The organism is Aquirufa nivalisilvae (assembly GCF_004307455.1).
Lineage (GTDB): Bacteria > Bacteroidota > Bacteroidia > Cytophagales > Spirosomataceae > Aquirufa > Aquirufa nivalisilvae.
The window spans coordinates 66,817-83,954 of sequence record NZ_SEWX01000006.1 but is presented as its reverse complement, the minus strand read 5'-3'; the positions used below and the strand labels follow the sequence as shown (position 1 = coordinate 83,954).

Here is a 17,138-nt window from a genome sequence, read left to right as displayed (position 1 = left end):
TTTGAAAGAGACGTCCAGCGGTAAAATAGTCGATTTACACATCATTCGCAGAATTTATGGGTTTATACTACCTTATAAATTCCGTTTTTGGTTGTTGGTATTTCTGATTCTTTGCATGGCAGGCGTTTCTCCTGTAGTTCCATTACTGATCCGTTACACACTTGACCATTATGTGGATGTGGCACGCATCCAAGATTTATTGCGCATGTTTTTCATCATGCTGGGAGTGTTATTTCTTCAAACAGGTTTACAGTTTTCCACCAGTTATTTGGCCGGTTATTTGGGTCAAACTGTGATTCGAGACATTCGAGTGACCCTTTATCAAAAAATCATCAACCTACGTTTGGCCTTCTTCGACGCTACGCCCATTGGACGCTTAGTCACTAGGACTGTTTCGGACATCGAAACCTTGAACGATGTATTTTCTGAAGGTTTAGCATCCATTGCGGGTGATTTGTTGCAATTGTTTTTGATTGTGGGCGTCATGTTTTATACAGATTGGCGTTTGACCTTAATCATTTTGGCAACGGTACCTTTCATGGTTTTGTCCACTTACATTTTCAAAGAACATATCAAAAAATCCTTCAATGAGGTCCGTTTAGCTGTTGCTAACTTGAATTCATTTGTCCAAGAGCATATTTCGGGGATGATGATTGTGCAACTATTTCATGCCGAAAAAAGGGAAATGCTTAAGTTTCAGGAAATTAATAAGGAGCATCGTGATGCGAATATTAAAAGTATTTGGGCATATTCCGTTTATTTCCCAGTTGCGGATGTGATTGCTGCTGTGGGTACGGGTTTAGTCGTTTGGATGGCTTCAACCTATATTTTGAAAGAACAGCAAAGTGTAGGTACTTTGACGGCCTTCATCATGTTTATCAACTTGTTTTTTAGACCCATTCGAATGCTGGCAGATCGTTTCAATACCTTACAAATGGGTATTGTTTCTACAGAGAGGATTTTGACACTTCTGGATTCAACAGATTACATTCAAAATAATGGGACGCATTTGGCCGATAAGTTGGAAGGAAATGTAGCATTCAAAGATGTGACATTTGCTTATAATGAGCCAGAATGGGTAGTGAGACATGTGAGTTTCGACGTGGAGGCGGGAAAGACTTTAGCGATTGTGGGTGCAACAGGTGCAGGTAAATCTTCTATCATAGGATTACTAAGTAGAATGTACGATTGTCAATCGGGCCAAATACTGATTGATGGTATTGCTTTGACCGATTATGAAATTGGAAGTTTGCGTAAAAACATAGCAGTAGTATTACAAGACGTGTTTTTGTTCAGTTCTACAATTGCATACAATATCAATTTGGGAGATGAATCCATCACTCAAGAAAAGATGGAGGAGGCTGCCAAAGCGGTGGGAGTGCATGATTTTATCATGTCTCTGCCAGATGGCTATCAGTATCAAGTGATGGAAAGAGGGGCAACCTTGAGTGTGGGCCAGCGACAATTGATTTCATTCGTACGTGCGTTGGTGCATGATCCCAAGATTATTATTTTAGATGAGGCCACGTCATCTGTTGATACTGAAACGGAATTGATGATTCAGGAAGCTATAGCTACTTTAATGAAAGGCCGCACGGCCGTCGTGATTGCTCATCGTTTATCTACTATTCGACATGCCCACCAGATTTTGGTGATGGAAAAAGGAGAGATTAAAGAGCGGGGGAACCACGATAATTTAATTAAAAAGGATGGTTTGTATGCTCAATTATATCATTTACAATTTAGTAAAGCAGTTTAATTCGGACGTACAAACAATTATGATTATCTTTGCGCTCTTATGAAGTTGAAAAATTTAGGATTGATTCTTTTGGTGGCCGTGATAGGCTTAAGTTCTTGTGGGAAATTTGAGAAATTCCGTAAGAGTGCCAGCGTGCCTACCAAGTATAAGGCAGCCATTGATTATTACAAAAAGAAAGATTTCGCTAAGGCGGGAATACTTTTTGATGAGATTTTACCCTTGTTGAAAGGAGATTCTACTCAAGAATTAGCTACTTTTTATCAAGCTTATTGCGATTTTAATACAGGTAATTATACACTGGCCAATTCTCATTTCAAGAAATTTGCAGAGGTTTTCTCCCGAAGTGAATATGCGGAAGAGGCGATCTATATGTCGGCATTTGCTTTATATAAAGATTCTCCTAACTACAATTTGGATCAAACAGGGACTTTGTCTGCCATCAACGAGATTCAAAGTTATTTAAATAATTACCCTGATACGAAGTTTAAAGAAGAGTGTAGTAATATCATTCGGGAATTACGTAAGAAATTAGAACGTAAAGCCTATGAAAAAGCGAGATTGTATTATAAAACATCTCCTTTTAATATTGCTACATTGAAGTCGTCCGTGATAGAAATTACCAACTTTCAACGTGATTTTCCAGATTCAGATTATAATGAGGAAATGGCTTATTTGAAGGTTTTATCTCAATTTGAGTTGGCGAATAGCACCATTGAGATGAAACAAAAAGAACGTTATTCTGACGCCTCCAAGTTTTATTTGGAGTTGGTGGATAAATATCCAAACAGCAATTATTTAAAATTAGCTGAGAAGATGTACACGAAAAGTGTCGAGGAGGTAGCTCGTATCACTAAGTTGGAAGATGAGTACAAGGCGGCAGTGGAAAAAGAGAAGGCAAAAACCTCCAAATTGGCCACGAGTCCTCAATAGTTTTTACCAAAAATTTAGTCTAAATTTGCAATCTTAAATTTATAGAGATGTCTAAGATCCAAACAAACCCATCGATCATCACCCGTGATGTAGATAAAATTGCCGAAAAGACGGGAAATGTATATGAATCAATTTCCATTATTTCGCAAAGAGCGCGTCAAATCTCTAGTAAGATGAAGGAAGAATTATCAGGTAAACTTTCTGAGTTTGCATCTTCAGTAGATAATTTAGAGGAGATATTTGAGAACCGCGAGCAAATAGAAATTTCAAAATACTACGAGCGTATGCCTAAGCCATCTGCTTTAGCTATCGACGACTTTATGGCTGATAAAGTTGATTTTCGTATCCGTGAAGAAGGTACAGACGAAAAATAATTTTATTTCGTTTGATTTCTAACCATGAAATCTACTCCCTTTTTTCTGAGCTTAATCTTGTTGCTAACTTCCTGGGGACTTCGTGCCCAGGAGTTACAAGCAACGGTGACCATCAATACAGAGCAATTACAGCTCGATCAGCAGCGAGGAAGCAATCAAATCTATCCAGAATTACAAAGGACAATGCAAGACTTCCTGAATGGAAGACGTTGGTCCAATGACAATTTTGCTCCTGAAGAAAAAATCAAAGTGAACATCAATTTGCTTTTGACGAAAGCCACTTCTCAAGGTGACTTTGAAGCAAATGCCCGTGTGCAAGTTTTGCGACCAGTCTTTGGGACTTCATATGAGACAATCGTCTTGAACATCATTGACAAGAACTTTAATTTCAAGTATTTATTGGGCATGCCATTGACCTACAATGACAATTCTTACATTGAGAATTTAGGTGCTATGTTAGCCTATTACGCGTATTTGGCCTGTGCATATCAATATGATTCTTTTGGTAAAATGGGAGGCGATGTATTTACGCAGAAGTTATTTAACTTGACTAATTTGGCTCAGACATCTGGTACAGGTTGGGGTGTTGTGAGTGATGTACGTAGTCGGGTAGCCATTTCAGAGAGTTTAATGAATCAGCAATTACAAGGTATTCGTGAGGTAAATTATACGTATCATCGATTATTATTGGATACTTATAAAGATCAGCCAGATGAGACTCGTAAAGGTATCCTGGAGTTGTTGAATCAAATCAGACAAATTAATCAAATTCGCCCAGGTGCGGCCAGTATACGTATTTTCTTTGATGCCAAGGCTGATGAAATCTTCTCCATCATGGATGAGGCTAGCCCTAGCGAGCGCCAACAGGCCTTTGCCTACCTAAGTTTATTGGATCCGATCCGTACGGAGACGTATAGGAAGTTGATTAGGTAGCAATTTTTCATTTCAAAGAATTTCTTCGTTTAACCAGTTATGCTAATTCCATTGGGAGGAGATTTGTCAAATCTTCAAGATTTGACAAATCTAAGGATCATTTATTTTAACTCAAGACAACATTTGATGAATTAATTGATATATTTGAGTGTAATAAAGCACGGGGTGCCTGTACAAGGCTGAGATGATACCCGAGACCTGATTTGGATAATGCCAACGTAGGGATGCCTTTGAAGATTTTTATTTCAAGCTCCATCCATTGGTATATACAATTGGGTGGAGCTTTTGATTTTTATACATAAATCAAGATGGAAATAGAAAAGTTTTCAACCGACTTAATTCCCTTAAGTCAACAAAATTGGCAAAACAGGCCAGAGTGGTTTTTTAATCGCGAGCATACGGATAGCTATGAACAATGGTATGAGGGACGTTATAAGCGAGCCGAGATTTGGCAAAAAAAAGTCATGGAACAACTCGTTTCCAGTGATAAACGAGTTAAAACATTATTGGAATTCGGTTGTGGTACAGCTCGATTTACCCGTTGGTGGAAAGAGATTGGGATTGAAGCCACCGGTGGGGATATTTCCCCTTTAATGCTATCGCAGGCTAAGCATTTGTTTGGTGGAGATTTAGTGATGGCAGATTCTCATTACATGCCTTTCAAGAATCATACTTTCGATTCACTGGCTTTTATTACCACATTCGAATATTATAAAGATCCCGTAAAAGTAATCCGCGAAGCTGCTCGAGTTGCCAAGTATGGTGTTGCCATGGGAATGATGAACCGAAATTCAACCAAAGTTGTCAGACGTCGAGTTCAAGAACTCTTTGGCCAAAATCCATTTTATTTAACAGCTACCTTTTATACACCAGCTAGATTGACTGAAATTATACATGAAGCCTTAGCTGGTAGAGAATATACGATTCATTGGACTTGTACTGGGCTTCCTTCTTGGTTTCCTGTACAACAGTGGAGTTTACCTTTTGGTGATTTCTTTGGTTTATATATTCAATTGAAGGACGTAGAATAATGAGCGAGAAACTGGGTAAGCTAGAACATCATTTATTTGAACAAATAATTTTCAATAAATGTGGATATCCTCGTAATGAAGTAAGGGCAGGAGCGCAGTTTGGTGTTGATGTGTCCATGATTGATTTGCCAGGAGATATGGCTTTAGCACTCACGAGTGACCCCTTATCATTAATTCCATCTTTGGGTTTACAAGAATCTGCCTGGCTTTCTGTTCATTTAATGGCGAATGATATGGCTACTACGGGATTTGCTCCCATGTACGGTCAATTTGTCCTAAATCTTCCTTCTACATTTTCTAAAAGTGATTTTCAAATCTATTGGGATTACATCCATCAATTTTGCTCAGATATTAAGATAGCTATTACGGGAGGACATACCGGTTTTATCGAAGGGCAAAACTCGACCATAGCAGGAGGTGGAACTTTACTGACTGTGGCGCCCAAAAGTAAATTGCGCCTGTCAAAACAGGCAAAATCAGGAAATGTATTGTTGGTGACTAAATCCTGTGCGATATCTTCTAGTGCCATTCTTGCTATGAGTTTTCCTCAAACAGTCAAGAATCATGTAGGGAACGAAATCCATCTTTTGGCATGCGAATCATTTTATCAAACCTCATCCTTGTCTGATGCTTTATGTGCTGTAGGTGAAAACCAAGAGTTCATGGAAGTGACAGCCATGCATGATGTTACGGAAGGTGGGGTAATTGGGGCAATTTATGAAATGGCTATGGCATCAGGTAATGGTGCTATTATTCGTCATCATCAATTACCAATTCATGAAGTTCAAGCCAGTGTTTGCCAAGTATTTGATTTAGATCCTCGCTATTGCATAGGTGCAGGATCAATGCTTATTGCCTGTGAAAAAGAATCAGCCAATCAAGTAATTGCACGATTGGCACAAAGTAATATACCCTGCGTAGAAGTAGGAGAGCTATGTTCTCAGGAGCAAGGAATTACTCTACTGGAAAACGACGAAAGTAAAGTGCTAACCTATACGGAGACAGATCCTTACTGGGTAGCATATTTTAAAGCATTTAATGCAGGCTGGAAATGAGAAAAGAAATGCTAGGAGGAATTTACTTGATATTGGATATAACAATGGACAAGGTAGAATTATTGAATAAGCTAAATGAGATTATTCAAGAAGAAATCGCCGCTGTGCAGATTTGGGATAATTTTCAGCTAGACGATACGAAACTGGGGTTGATTCAAGAAATCATTCAAATGTGTCATCAGAATGGTATCCCTGTACTAATCAATAATCAGTGGGAATTATTGGGATTAACGCAGTTAGATGGGGTACATTGGGATAAGATACCCGCAGATATTCAAAAGATTCAACAAGCTTGTTCTCAGGATATATTATGGGGAATTACCTGCAATAATGATTTGTCGGTGGTTCAAGAGGCGAAGAAAAATGGGTTTGATTATATTTCATTTTGTTCCATGTTTCCATCATCTACAGCCAATAGTTGTGATTTAGTACGCTTCGATGTTGTTCAAGCAGCAAGTGAAATGACTTCTATTCCTATTTATTTGGCAGGAGGGATTAAACCTGAAAATTTGGATTTATTGAATGAATTACCCTACGCAGGGATTGCTCTTGTTTCAGGAATCATGAGTTCAGATCAGCCGCGAGAGGCTATAAAAAAATACCAACTGAATATTAAAAAATAAACGATGAAATTAGAAACTATTAATAAGCTTTGTTGTCCATTTGATCAGGAAGATTTACAATTGACAATTATTACAAAAGATATTCAAGAGAATATCGTTGAGGGAGTATTAGTTTGTTCTTCCTGCAAGCGGGTTTACCCAATTGTATCAGGTATTCCAATTATGAGTCCTGATGAATACCGCGAATTCAAATTGGAACAACCCTTATTGGAACGTTTGACAAAAGAAAAAGTTTCGGATAACTTTCGATTGATGTAAGCGTCGACTAATACTTGAAAAGCTGTTTCCGATAGATTTTTCAAATAGGTTTTTCAGCAGTATTTCAACAGTTTTTCAGTAGTTTTTCGTATAGATTTGTCAACTTTTCAAAAGTTGACAAATCTAAGGGAAATCATGATTTTTAGCTTCTCCAATTATTCAAGTTGTTGATATTCTCAATTTAATAAACTGATAATATGTAGATTCCAGAATTTTGCCAATGACCTCTTCGGCAACCATCTTGTTTATCCCCCATTTATTTTCAAAATAATTTAGTCTTTTTTTTGTGAAACTAAGTGGTTGCGCATATATTTGCAATCAAATAGTTTCATAATGAATACCAGAAGAGATATTTTTCAGGCCATTGCTGATCCCACTCGTCGTGCAATAATCACACTCATTGCCTTACAAGCTATGACACCAAATGCCATTGCCGAACATTTTGATTCCTCGCGACAAGCCGTTTCCAAGCATTTACGCATTCTTTCTGAATGTGAATTAATCAGCCAAAAACAAGAGGGGAGGGAAATCTATTATCAATTGCAAGTAAATAAAATGAAAGAAATAGACCAATGGATAAATCAGTTTCGCCAGATATGGGAAAACAAGTTTAATCAATTGGATGAAGTTTTAGCCACTCTAAAATCACAGAAAAATGAACAGTAACTTAAATTTTGACTTTACCGTCAATAAAGAAAACAATTCCATCCGTATAAAACGCGAATTTAATGCTAACCTGGAACTCGTTTGGGAAGCCTGGACTAATCCAGAGATTCTTGATCAATGGTGGGCGCCTAAACCCTATCAAACTAAAACCAAATCAATGGATTTTAGAGAAAATGGAAGCTGGTTGTACTGTATGATCAGTCCACAAGATGAAAAACATTGGTGCAAAGCGGATTATATTACCATTGATCCTAAAAACAGCTATTCTTATATTGATAATTTTTGCGATGAAAATGGGAATGTGGGTATTAAATTTCCTAATTCCCATTGGACAAATGTTTTTAGTGAAAATGGTGCAATAACCAACATTGATATTACTATCCAATATGAAAATTTGGAAGACCTAGAAAAAGTGGTAGAGGTTGGCTTTAAAGAAGGATTTTCCATGGCTATTGATAATTTGGATCAATATTTGGAAGCCCAATTTATGCTTCGTCTACAAAACAAAAGCAGCAAGAAAGCCAGAGTTTGTACTTACCTGAATTTTGATGGTAAAACAGAAGAAGCGTTTTTATTTTATAAACAAGTATTCCAATCTGAGTTTATAGGCAAAGGTATTCAACGTTTTGGTGATATTCCAGCTAGTTCAGAGCATCCACCTGTGGCTGAGGAAATCAAGAAAATGATTTTGCATGTGGAATTACCGATTACAGGAAATCATATTTTGATGGGAACAGATGCTCCCAAAGAAATGGGCTTTAACATGACTCAAGGAAATAATATGCACATTTGTCTAGAGCCAGAATCCCGAGAAGAAGCTGATCGACTGTTTCGTGAACTTTCTGTAAATGGCCATGTTACCATGCCTATGGCAGATATGTTTTTTGGTGCCTATTTTGGAGAATTTACCGATCAATATGGAATTAATTGGATGATTAACTTTCAACATTCCAACGAATAGATATCGATTGACTTGAATATCTTAGAAATTAGCCGAATTAAAATTAGTTTCACTTCTTAGCATTATTTCCGATGAATGTAGAAAAAGCTTATGCCTCTGTGAATGGATTAACTATGTATTATGAAATACATGGTCAAGGTAAGCCATTGGTATTAGTGCATGGAGGAGGCTCTACCATACATACTAATTTTGCAAAAATCATTCCATTGTTTGCTGCAAACCGTATGGTAATTGCCTTAGAATTGCAAGCCCATGGTCGAACAAATGATCGTAATTCCGATCTTTCGTTTGAACAAGATGCAGATGATATAGCTGAATTGCTCATGCAATTAGGCATTCCAAAGGCTGATTTCTTGGGTTTTAGCAATGGAGGAACTACCACTTTACAAGTAGCAATTCGTCATCCAAATTTGGTTAATAAATTGATTTTAGGCTCGGTATTGGCAAAAAGACATGGAGTCCCTGCTTGGTTTTGGGACTTTATGTCAAATGCTCATTTGGATAATATGCCAGCAGCTTTGAAAGAAGGGTACATTCAAGTGGCATCAAATCCCAATAACTTGCAAATCATGCATGATCGAGATGCCAAAAGAATGGTCCATTTTATCGATATCCCAGATGAACAATTGATTACTATTGAAGCTCCAACTTTAATCATTATTGGTGACAAAGATATCATTTCACCTGAACATGCCTTGGAGTTACATCGATTAGTAGCCAATTCTGAATTAGCCATCATTCCTGGTGGACATGGCGAATACATTGGAGAAGTAACCACATTGAATGCTGAATTTAAGGAAAGTGAATTGGCAGTACCTCTAATGGAAAAGTTCTTGAATAAAAATTAGTCGATTATAGCTGTATAATAATACATCAGTCAATCAGCTCTCAATCAAGCATCTTAATCACCGAAAATGATTCACCATTATATGGTGGCTGAGGCTCCTGAAGCTACCTATTTGTTTTCCATGGTCAAAATACACAAGCCTTCCGTTTTATCCGTTACCTTATTGCGGTTATCAATCCGATGGCCCATCACCCATACCACAGAACCTTTGCTTAAGACTAATTGCACGTTTTTCTTCAAGTTTAAAGGTACTTTCTTATCGGTCAAAAAATCAGAAATCAATTTCTTTTGGTTCATGCCCAGTGGACAAAACCAATCCCCCTCTTGGTATTTTCTGATTTCCAATGGAAAATGCAAAGTATCTGCATCCAAACAAGCCACATGTGAACCTATAGGAGGCGTGAATCCTTTTTCATTTTCTCCAAAATCAATGTGTAGTAAATGATTCCCTAAATCCACAGTTTCATCCTCTTCCTGTACCAAAATCGGCTTAAACTCAGATTGGTCTTTGGGACTCAGTACCCATTGTTGGCGGTCAATATTCAAGATATGACTAGGTGATTCAAATAGCTTGCCCACTTGTAGTTCATCCGCTGCCAAAATATGAGCCAGATTATCAGTATTAAAATGATAAGTCAACAAAAATTGTTGTCGCATCACTAGTTCTTTTTCTGCTAAACTTGATCCTGATAATTGCACAAAGACGTTTCCTGCCTCATCTGTCTTACAACGCTCATGTTTCCAAAGCACTAATTCAGCCTGCATCCATTTTTCGATGGAAGCTATGTTGGCACTGCATTGAGCTACACTTTGCTCAAAATGTGGATTTAATTCGATGAACTTGGGAATAATCTCATGTCGAATAAAATTCCTTTGGTATTTAGTCGAAGCATTCGATGAATCTTCTCGCCAAGCTAATTTGTGACTTACCACAAAATCAAATATTTGTTCTTGACTAGCAAATGCCATCGGCCGAATGATATTTCCATTTTTAATAGGTATTCCATGAAATCCAGCTAGGCCACTACCTCGGCTCAAATTCATCAAGACAGTTTCTGCACTGTCCATTTGGTGATGCGCTGTAGCTATATAATCATAGCCCTCTTGTTGACGAATCTCCTCAAACCAATCATAACGCAAGATTCTGGCAGCCATTTGAGTAGAGAGCTTTTCTTTTTCTGCAAAGGCTTTCGTATCAAAGCAAATGGTGAAATAGGGTACTTTTAGGGTCTTGGCCATTTTTTTGACAAATACCTCATCTGCCAAAGATTCCTCACCCCTTAAACTGAAGTTGACATGCGCAATTCCAAAATTGAATTTGGCCAATGAAAACAGTTTGGACATGATGACAGAGTCAATTCCGCCACTAACAGCCAACAAAATTTTTTGATCGGCCTGGAATAAATTCTCTTTTCGGATAAATTGGATGAAATCTTCCAGCATAAAAATGGTAAATTGCGTGATAAAGCCACGAAATTAACGATTCGCTTTCAACATGCGTTATAAATCGCTCATTTTCCTGATGTTTCTCTTGCTTTTACCTGCCTTGGCCTGGTGCCAAAGTCAAGTACAAGTAATTTCTGCGGATAGCTTAAATGGTATGCAGGTGGAATCTGCCATGGTTAAGAAATTGATCGGGAAGGTGGTCCTTCGTCAAGGAACTACCATTTTATCTTGTGATCAAGCGATATTGAATAGCAGTACCAATAATGTGGAAGCCTATGGTCGAGTGAAGATTGTGCAGGCAGATACAGTCACTATTACAGGTGATTCAGCTTTGTATAATGGAGACCTTAGGCAAGCCTATATGATCGGCCGAGTAAAATTGGATGATCATACCATTGTGTTGAATACCAATAAGTTAGACTATGACATGAATACAAAAATGGCTGTCTATCATACGGGAGCTAAGATTTTGGATAAGAAAACGACGCTTACAAGTAAGGAGGGATTTTATAATACTGTGACCAAAAACTTTTTGTTTAAAGAGAAAGTCAGGGTGTCGGATAAAGAAGGTGGTGCCTTGAAGGCAGATTCTTTACGCTATAATACGGCGACCAAAGAGGCATTTTTTATTTGTCCAACAGAAATTATCAACAAGAAGGATACCGTTTATACAAAGTCGGGTTTTTATAATACTCAAACAAAAGTCTCCAATTTTACAGGTAGATCTACCGCCAAAATGGAAGATTATACCTTGACTGCCGATACCTTATTTTATGATAGTCCTACCAAAATAGGTGTTGCCAAAGGAAATGTGGAATTCTTAAGTCAAAAGGATAAAGTGGTTTTGACAGGAAAAAATGGTCGATACAATGGGAAAACTGGTATAACCCGAGTGTATGGCCATGCTTTGATGCGTAATATCATGGAAAAAGATACTTTGTATTTGACAGCCGATACCTTAGTTTCATTTGATAATAAACAGGATTCTGTTCGGAAGCTTTATGCGTACAAACATGTGCAAATCTATAAATCAGATTTATCCGCCCGTTGTGATTCTTTGGGATACGATATGCGAGATTCGGTGATACATTTTTATCAAAAGCCCATCATATGGACGAATGATTCCCAATCTACAGCCGACTCGATTTCTTTATATATGGTCAATCAGAAATTGAAAGAAATGCGCTTGCGTGGACATTCATTTGTGATATCAGCCGATTCGGCTTCACATTATAATCAAATTAAAGGTCGGAAGGTCTGGGTCTTTTTTAATGACGATTCTAAATTGCGGCGAGTGAATGTGGAAGGAAATGGGGAAAGTATATATTATGTCATGGACGACAAAAAAGTGACTACAGGTTTGAATCGGGTAGAGTGTAGTAGGATGAATCTGTTTTTTGAAGAAAATAAAGTCAAGCGTATTACCTTCATCACCAAGCCCGAGGCGAGGTTTGTTCCCCCAAAAGAATGGAATGATGATCTACAGGTTTTAGATGGATACCGCTGGCGTATTAGCGAAAAGGTGACTTATAAAAAGCTGATGGAAACAGTGAATGCCCCGGAAATATCCATTCCAATTGTTAAAAATCCTTAAAATTGGGCCTTTGGTCATTTATAATGTACCATTTGACCTATTTCATTTTTTCTAAGACAATATCTGTCTTATTTTTGTTTTACTATTTAATTATTGAATGAATCGAGTTTTACCTTTCATACTTTCTTGTGTAATTATATTACTCTTAGTGGAGAGTTCTTGGAATGTGAATGCTCAAGGAGAAAGCAAGTCTCGTTCTCGTTTGGAATTGAAATCAAAACCCAATCCAGTTCGTTTACCTATTTTGTTAGCCAAAAGAAGTTTTAAGATTAACCCTCAATTACAAACGAATTTAAATATTCACGATAATACCTACATCAGTCAGTTTTTGAAGAATAGTTATGCACAAGCTAGTACTACAAAATCAGCTGAACCGATTAGTATGGATCGTAAAGTTTCCGAAGAGAATGGAGCTAATGATAACTATTTGTTCCAGTCGGACCGCCTAGTAGTTTCTAATTTATACCCCAATCCGGCTAGTGAATATGCCGATATTGATTTTCAAATGGCTACATCGAACCAAGAGGTCAAAATTGTAGTATACAATATTTTGGGTCAAGAAATCAAGGAATTGATATTGGATAGAGATCAACGCAATGCACGTATTTCTTTACGTGATATCAATAGCGGAATGTACATGTATCAACTAATGATTGATGGTCGATCAATTGTTACCAAGAAGTTGATTGTTAGAAAGCAATAATTTTAATTTGAAATTCGTTCGTTAAAACAACGTCGGCAAGGTTCGGAACCTTGACGACGTTGTTCAACACATCTTTAAAATCCACTCACCGTTCTCTTGATGAAGGCTGTTAAATCAGCTCCAGTTAATAGATTTTGAGATAATAAGGCTAAATCCGCAATTTGTTTCGCTAAATTTTTCTTTTCCTCATCAGATGGTAAATCGATCAATTTATTAATCAATGGATGGTTAGCATTGATGGTGATTTGATAGGTCATTGGCATATTACCAAACATACCCATTCCCCCACCACCCGTTTTGGACATATCACTCATTCGACGCATGAACTCATTTTGAGTTACGATGGCTGGTAATTCATCTGGTGACATGGCTTCCACACTTACTTGTTTTTGCTTATCGTTTAGTGTTTCTTCAAAAATAGCTTTTACCGCATTTTTTTGATCATCTGTCAAGATAGCCTCTAGTTGAATGCCTGTATCAATCAATTTATCAATAGAGTCCGCATCCACTCGTTTCCACTGCGTCTTTTCAATTTTAGATTCCATTTGATTGATAAAGTGGGCATCAATCATGGAATCCATTTTTAATACGGAGTAACCTTTTTGAATGGCGGATTGAATAAAGGCATCTTGCTGTTGTACATCTGTGGTGTATAAATACACTTTTTGACCATCTTTATCCGTTTGCAAAGCTTGTACTTCCTCGGCATATTCATCCAAAGTATACAGCTTATTTGCTGTGGTTTCTACCAAGCAAAAATCTTTAGCCTTTTCAAAGAACTTTTCATCTGATATCATTCCATATTTGATGAAAAGGCCAATATTGGCAAATTTCTCCTCAAATCCTGGACGGTCAGATTTGAACAATTCTTGCAATTTATCAGCTACTTTTTTGGTGATATAGCTATTGATTTTCTTAACATTGGAATCCGCTTGTAAGAAACTACGGGATACATTTAATGGAATATCTGGAGAGTCAATGACTCCATGTAAGAGCATTAAAAACTCTGGAACGATGTCTTTGACCTCATCGGTAATAAATACTTGTCGGCTATACAACTGAATTTTTTCGCGTTGCAACTGAAATTCATTTTTTACTTTTGGGAAGTATAGAATTCCAGTCAAATTGAATGGATAATCTACATTCAAGTGGATCCAAAACAATGGTTTCTCTTGGAATGGATATAATTCCTCATAAAAATTAAGGTAATCTTCGTCTGTTAATTCAGATGGTGATTTAGTCCAAAGTGGAGAAGGGTTGTTGATGGTTTTCTCTTGAAATTCAATTGGGATAGGTAAGAATTTTCCATATTTTTCCAAGATGGATTTTAAACGAAACTCATCTAAAAACTCTTCGGAATCTTCAGCAATATGCAAGATGATATCGGTACCTCTATCTGCTTTTTCAGCTGAATTGATGGTGTATTCGGTAGAACCATCGCAAATCCATTGAGCAGCTTCTGCGCCTTCTTGATGCGATTTTGAGATGATTTCTACCTCGGAAGCAACCATGAAAGCAGAGTAAAAACCTAAGCCAAAATGGCCAATAATACCTTTGTCGTCCCCCTTATCCTTATATTTTTCCACAAACTCTGTGGCGCCAGAAAAGGCAATTTGATTGATGTATTTTTTAATTTCTTCAGCTGTCATACCAATACCATTGTCTGAAATGGTGATGGTTTTAGCTTCTTTGTCAAAACTCACTTTGACTTTCAATTCTCCTAATTCGCCATTGAATTCACCAATGGAGCTCAATCTCTTGATTTTTTGACTGGCATCTACCGCATTGGAGACTAATTCACGAAGGAAAATTTCGTGATCCGAATAGAGGAATTTTTTAATGATCGGAAAAATGTTCTCGGTGTGAATGGAGATATTACCTGTTTCTTTCATATTGTTCATGAGGAGTGATTAAAAATCTTTAATTTAATGCTGGATTAACAAATTCGAATCCAAATATTACTTGGGTGTCATATTGTCAGTAATTATGTCGAAAAGCATCATTCGAAGTGAAACAGATTGTCTCAATTGTGGAAATGAAGTAACGGCACGTTACTGTTCACACTGTGGGCAAGAAAACCGAGAACCATATGAATCATTTTGGTCCTTGTTAATCCATTTTGTCGAAGATATTACTCATTTTGATGGGGCCTTATTTAAAACATGCAAAACGCTATTTACGCAACCTGGAGGATTAACTCAAGCTTATTTGTTAGGTAAAAGGAGCAGTTATTTGCACCCCATTCGATTTTATTTATTTACTTCTGCCTTTTTCTTTTTGACCTTGTTTTACGTGTTTCAGCCATTGCAATTCCGATTGAACAAGGATTTGAAAGCCATTGAAGTCGCTTCTTTTCAGGTGAAATTGGATAAACGAGGTGCCTATTTGAATTCTAATGAGATTCAATCCTATAAAAAAAATCAATTGGCAAAACCTGAATCAGAGCGCGATTCTCCACTGTTTCAAAATATCATTTTTCATTTTTACGAGCTTCAAAAAAAATACCCAGAGAGCAAGCAGTTTTACAAGGCTTTGTATGAAGGAGTGACTCATAAGATGTCCCAAGTATTATTTTTGACCATACCATTATTAGCTTTGATTTTACAAGTAGTTTTTATTCGAAGAAAACACTTTTACTTCATGCACCATGGGATATTTGTCTTACACATGGCAACGAGTTGGTTTATCGTTTTGTTGCTTAGAAATGTATTAGATCTGGTGCAATTAGCGTTATACTGGGAATTCATAGATGTGGTAAAAAGTTTCATCATGCTTGCTTGGTGTTATTTTTATTATAAAAGCTTTAAAAACTTTTACCAATTGAAAGGGATTAGATCCATTGGATTGTTTACAGCTTCGTTTTTTTTACAATTGATTTTAGTCTTTGTTGTGTTTGTATCCTTGGTTCTATTTTCATTTTTTAGTTTATAAATTATCGTTATGCGTCATATTTTGCTTGGATTTTTGTGTTTTTGTACCGTTTCTCTCTGGGCTCAGCAAGAATCATTGCGCATGGTTTATCCTTTTATTCCTTTGTCCATTAATCCTGCAGATGCAGGAGGAAAAGGAGTAGCTTCTATAACTGGGATCTTTCGAAAAAAACCTTTGTTTCAACAAACAGGTGGGGCCACATCCTCGCAGCAATATTTTAGTTTTGATATGCCAATTCGACAAGAGAAATGGGGAATAGGTTTTTTAGCATATAATACGGATCAATCTTATGGGCCATTAGGTGGAGGAATTGCGGCTAATTTAGGTTTGGCGGGATTAGTAGCCAAGCGATTTATTGTTGGAAAAGGGCAGGGGCTTCAATTGGGACTTAATTTAGGATTGAATCAATATCCAGTTTTGGGAAAGAGCGGAACATCTGAGTTTGGTGGGAGTATCGGTTTTGGTATATCTTATCAATATGACCGACTGGAATTAGGGCTGAGTAGACCTACACAAAGTTTACGGAGTTTGGAATGGACCAATCCTAATCCTGTATATGCTAAAATTGGCTATCAATTGGAACCGGGACAAGGTAATTTGTTGAAATTGGGAGCTTTAATGCGGCATCAGTATTCTGAAACTAGAATCGATTTGAATGCTGTATTTTGGTGGCAAGAAAAAGTAGGTGTAGGTATTTGGTGGCAAAATACGGGATCTGAATTTTCCAATGAGGCATTGTTAGGAAGTGTAGAAGTGCCGTTTGGGAGAAATTTCAGAGTGGGGTATGCCTATGATTTTTTAGGAAAAAACTCGGTGTATTATGCTCCGGGTACAACCAATACGGGCACGAGTACGGTCCAAACAGCGGTCTCTGCTTACCATCAAATTTTCATGAGATATGAGATTGATTTAGGGAATGGAAAGATTGCTAATTTTAGACCTTAGGTATTGTTGTAAATAATTTGATTATCCGTAGATATAATAATAAAATATAAAGATTTTTTTTGACATAGGTAGATGAGTCATA

General features: G+C 37.2%; 17 protein-coding genes and 1 riboswitch. Of the genes, 15 read left to right on the top strand and 2 right to left on the bottom strand.

Features of this window, described 5'->3' with window-relative positions; translation table 11 throughout:
- The first annotated feature begins 1 nt into the window (after position 1).
- The 11 genes from EWU22_RS10995 to EWU22_RS10945 all read left to right on the top strand — a co-directional run bounded on the left by EWU22_RS10995 (position 2) and on the right by EWU22_RS10945 (position 9,438).
- Positions 2-1,759, top strand: coding sequence for an ABC transporter ATP-binding protein (locus EWU22_RS10995; protein WP_130925591.1), 1,758 nt, complete (start codon positions 2-4; stop codon positions 1,757-1,759).
- Between the two features lie 39 nt (positions 1,760-1,798).
- Positions 1,799-2,689, top strand: coding sequence for an outer membrane protein assembly factor BamD (locus EWU22_RS10990; protein ID WP_130925590.1), 891 nt, complete (start codon positions 1,799-1,801; stop codon positions 2,687-2,689).
- A 56-nt stretch (positions 2,690-2,745) separates the two neighbouring features.
- Entirely contained in the window at positions 2,746-3,063 is a 318-nt protein-coding gene (locus tag EWU22_RS10985; RefSeq protein WP_109325079.1) for a DNA-directed RNA polymerase subunit omega, read from the top strand.
- A gap of 24 nt (positions 3,064-3,087) precedes the next feature.
- Positions 3,088-3,996 (top strand): type IX secretion system protein PorD, encoded by a 909-nt coding sequence (porD, locus tag EWU22_RS10980; protein WP_130925589.1) that lies wholly within the window; start codon positions 3,088-3,090, stop codon positions 3,994-3,996.
- Positions 3,997-4,147: 151 nt separating this feature from the next.
- Positions 4,148-4,238: riboswitch (TPP riboswitch) on the top strand.
- A 66-nt stretch (positions 4,239-4,304) separates the two neighbouring features.
- Positions 4,305-5,027 (top strand): class I SAM-dependent methyltransferase, encoded by a 723-nt coding sequence (locus EWU22_RS10975; protein WP_130925588.1) that lies wholly within the window; start codon positions 4,305-4,307, stop codon positions 5,025-5,027.
- Entirely contained in the window at positions 5,027-6,082 is a 1,056-nt protein-coding gene (locus tag EWU22_RS10970) for an AIR synthase-related protein (protein WP_130925587.1), read from the top strand. The genes EWU22_RS10975 and EWU22_RS10970 overlap by 1 nt, the downstream gene beginning before the upstream one ends.
- Positions 6,079-6,705, top strand: a complete 627-nt coding sequence (locus EWU22_RS10965) for a thiamine phosphate synthase (RefSeq protein WP_130925586.1) — start codon at positions 6,079-6,081, stop codon at positions 6,703-6,705. Before EWU22_RS10970 ends, EWU22_RS10965 begins: the two co-directional genes overlap by 4 nt.
- A gap of 3 nt (positions 6,706-6,708) precedes the next feature.
- Positions 6,709-6,963: a Trm112 family protein gene (locus EWU22_RS10960; RefSeq protein WP_109323364.1), complete on the top strand. Its 255-nt coding sequence runs from the start codon at positions 6,709-6,711 to the stop codon at positions 6,961-6,963.
- A 333-nt stretch (positions 6,964-7,296) separates the two neighbouring features.
- Positions 7,297-7,629 carry an ArsR/SmtB family transcription factor gene (locus EWU22_RS10955; protein ID WP_109323363.1) on the top strand — a complete coding sequence of 111 codons (333 nt, stop codon included), beginning with the start codon at positions 7,297-7,299 and terminating at the stop codon, positions 7,627-7,629.
- Positions 7,619-8,590 (top strand): SRPBCC domain-containing protein, encoded by a 972-nt coding sequence (locus EWU22_RS10950; RefSeq protein WP_130925585.1) that lies wholly within the window; start codon positions 7,619-7,621, stop codon positions 8,588-8,590. Before EWU22_RS10955 ends, EWU22_RS10950 begins: the two co-directional genes overlap by 11 nt.
- A gap of 71 nt (positions 8,591-8,661) precedes the next feature.
- Entirely contained in the window at positions 8,662-9,438 is a 777-nt protein-coding gene (locus EWU22_RS10945) for an alpha/beta fold hydrolase (protein ID WP_130925584.1), read from the top strand.
- A gap of 107 nt (positions 9,439-9,545) precedes the next feature.
- On the opposite strand, the gene tilS is transcribed toward EWU22_RS10945, so the two are convergent.
- Positions 9,546-10,880, bottom strand: coding sequence for a tRNA lysidine(34) synthetase TilS (gene tilS / locus EWU22_RS10940; protein ID WP_130925583.1), 1,335 nt, complete (start codon positions 10,878-10,880; stop codon positions 9,546-9,548).
- Between the two features lie 52 nt (positions 10,881-10,932).
- Here tilS and EWU22_RS10935 point away from each other — a divergent pair, with 52 nt between their 5' ends.
- Positions 10,933-12,477, top strand: coding sequence for an OstA-like protein (locus EWU22_RS10935; protein WP_109323359.1), 1,545 nt, complete (start codon positions 10,933-10,935; stop codon positions 12,475-12,477).
- A gap of 97 nt (positions 12,478-12,574) precedes the next feature.
- Entirely contained in the window at positions 12,575-13,180 is a 606-nt protein-coding gene (locus EWU22_RS10930; RefSeq protein ID WP_109323358.1) for a T9SS type A sorting domain-containing protein, read from the top strand.
- Positions 13,181-13,254: 74 nt separating this feature from the next.
- On the opposite strand, the gene htpG is transcribed toward EWU22_RS10930, so the two are convergent.
- The gene (htpG, locus tag EWU22_RS10925; RefSeq protein WP_109323357.1) at positions 13,255-15,072 is read right to left on the bottom strand and encodes a molecular chaperone HtpG; all 1,818 of its coding nucleotides are present in this window, start codon (positions 15,070-15,072) and stop codon (positions 13,255-13,257) included.
- Positions 15,073-15,166: 94 nt separating this feature from the next.
- Here htpG and EWU22_RS10920 point away from each other — a divergent pair, with 94 nt between their 5' ends.
- Both EWU22_RS10920 and EWU22_RS10915 read left to right on the top strand, forming a co-directional pair.
- Complete coding sequence (locus tag EWU22_RS10920; protein WP_130925582.1) at positions 15,167-16,111, top strand: DUF3667 domain-containing protein; 945 nt, start codon at positions 15,167-15,169, stop codon at positions 16,109-16,111.
- 9 nt (positions 16,112-16,120) lie between these two features.
- Positions 16,121-17,056, top strand: coding sequence for a type IX secretion system membrane protein PorP/SprF (locus EWU22_RS10915; RefSeq protein ID WP_130925581.1), 936 nt, complete (start codon positions 16,121-16,123; stop codon positions 17,054-17,056).
- Positions 17,057-17,138 lie beyond the last annotated feature (82 nt).

Coding starts and splice junctions, on each gene's coding strand:
- EWU22_RS10990 (WP_130925590.1), top strand. CDS start 1,799: ATGAAGTTGAAAAATTTAGGATTGATTCTTTTGGTGGCCGTGATAGGC.
- porD (WP_130925589.1), top strand. CDS start 3,088: ATGAAATCTACTCCCTTTTTTCTGAGCTTAATCTTGTTGCTAACTTCC.
- EWU22_RS10975 (WP_130925588.1), top strand. CDS start 4,305: ATGGAAATAGAAAAGTTTTCAACCGACTTAATTCCCTTAAGTCAACAA.
- EWU22_RS10970 (WP_130925587.1), top strand. CDS start 5,027: ATGAGCGAGAAACTGGGTAAGCTAGAACATCATTTATTTGAACAAATA.
- EWU22_RS10965 (WP_130925586.1), top strand. CDS start 6,079: ATGAGAAAAGAAATGCTAGGAGGAATTTACTTGATATTGGATATAACA.
- EWU22_RS10960 (WP_109323364.1), top strand. CDS start 6,709: ATGAAATTAGAAACTATTAATAAGCTTTGTTGTCCATTTGATCAGGAA.
- EWU22_RS10955 (WP_109323363.1), top strand. CDS start 7,297: ATGAATACCAGAAGAGATATTTTTCAGGCCATTGCTGATCCCACTCGT.
- EWU22_RS10950 (WP_130925585.1), top strand. CDS start 7,619: ATGAACAGTAACTTAAATTTTGACTTTACCGTCAATAAAGAAAACAAT.
- EWU22_RS10945 (WP_130925584.1), top strand. CDS start 8,662: ATGAATGTAGAAAAAGCTTATGCCTCTGTGAATGGATTAACTATGTAT.
- tilS (WP_130925583.1), bottom strand. CDS start 10,880: ATGCTGGAAGATTTCATCCAATTTATCCGAAAAGAGAATTTATTCCAG.
- EWU22_RS10935 (WP_109323359.1), top strand. CDS start 10,933: ATGCGTTATAAATCGCTCATTTTCCTGATGTTTCTCTTGCTTTTACCT.
- EWU22_RS10930 (WP_109323358.1), top strand. CDS start 12,575: ATGAATCGAGTTTTACCTTTCATACTTTCTTGTGTAATTATATTACTC.
- htpG (WP_109323357.1), bottom strand. CDS start 15,072: ATGAAAGAAACAGGTAATATCTCCATTCACACCGAGAACATTTTTCCG.
- EWU22_RS10920 (WP_130925582.1), top strand. CDS start 15,167: ATGTCGAAAAGCATCATTCGAAGTGAAACAGATTGTCTCAATTGTGGA.
- EWU22_RS10915 (WP_130925581.1), top strand. CDS start 16,121: ATGCGTCATATTTTGCTTGGATTTTTGTGTTTTTGTACCGTTTCTCTC.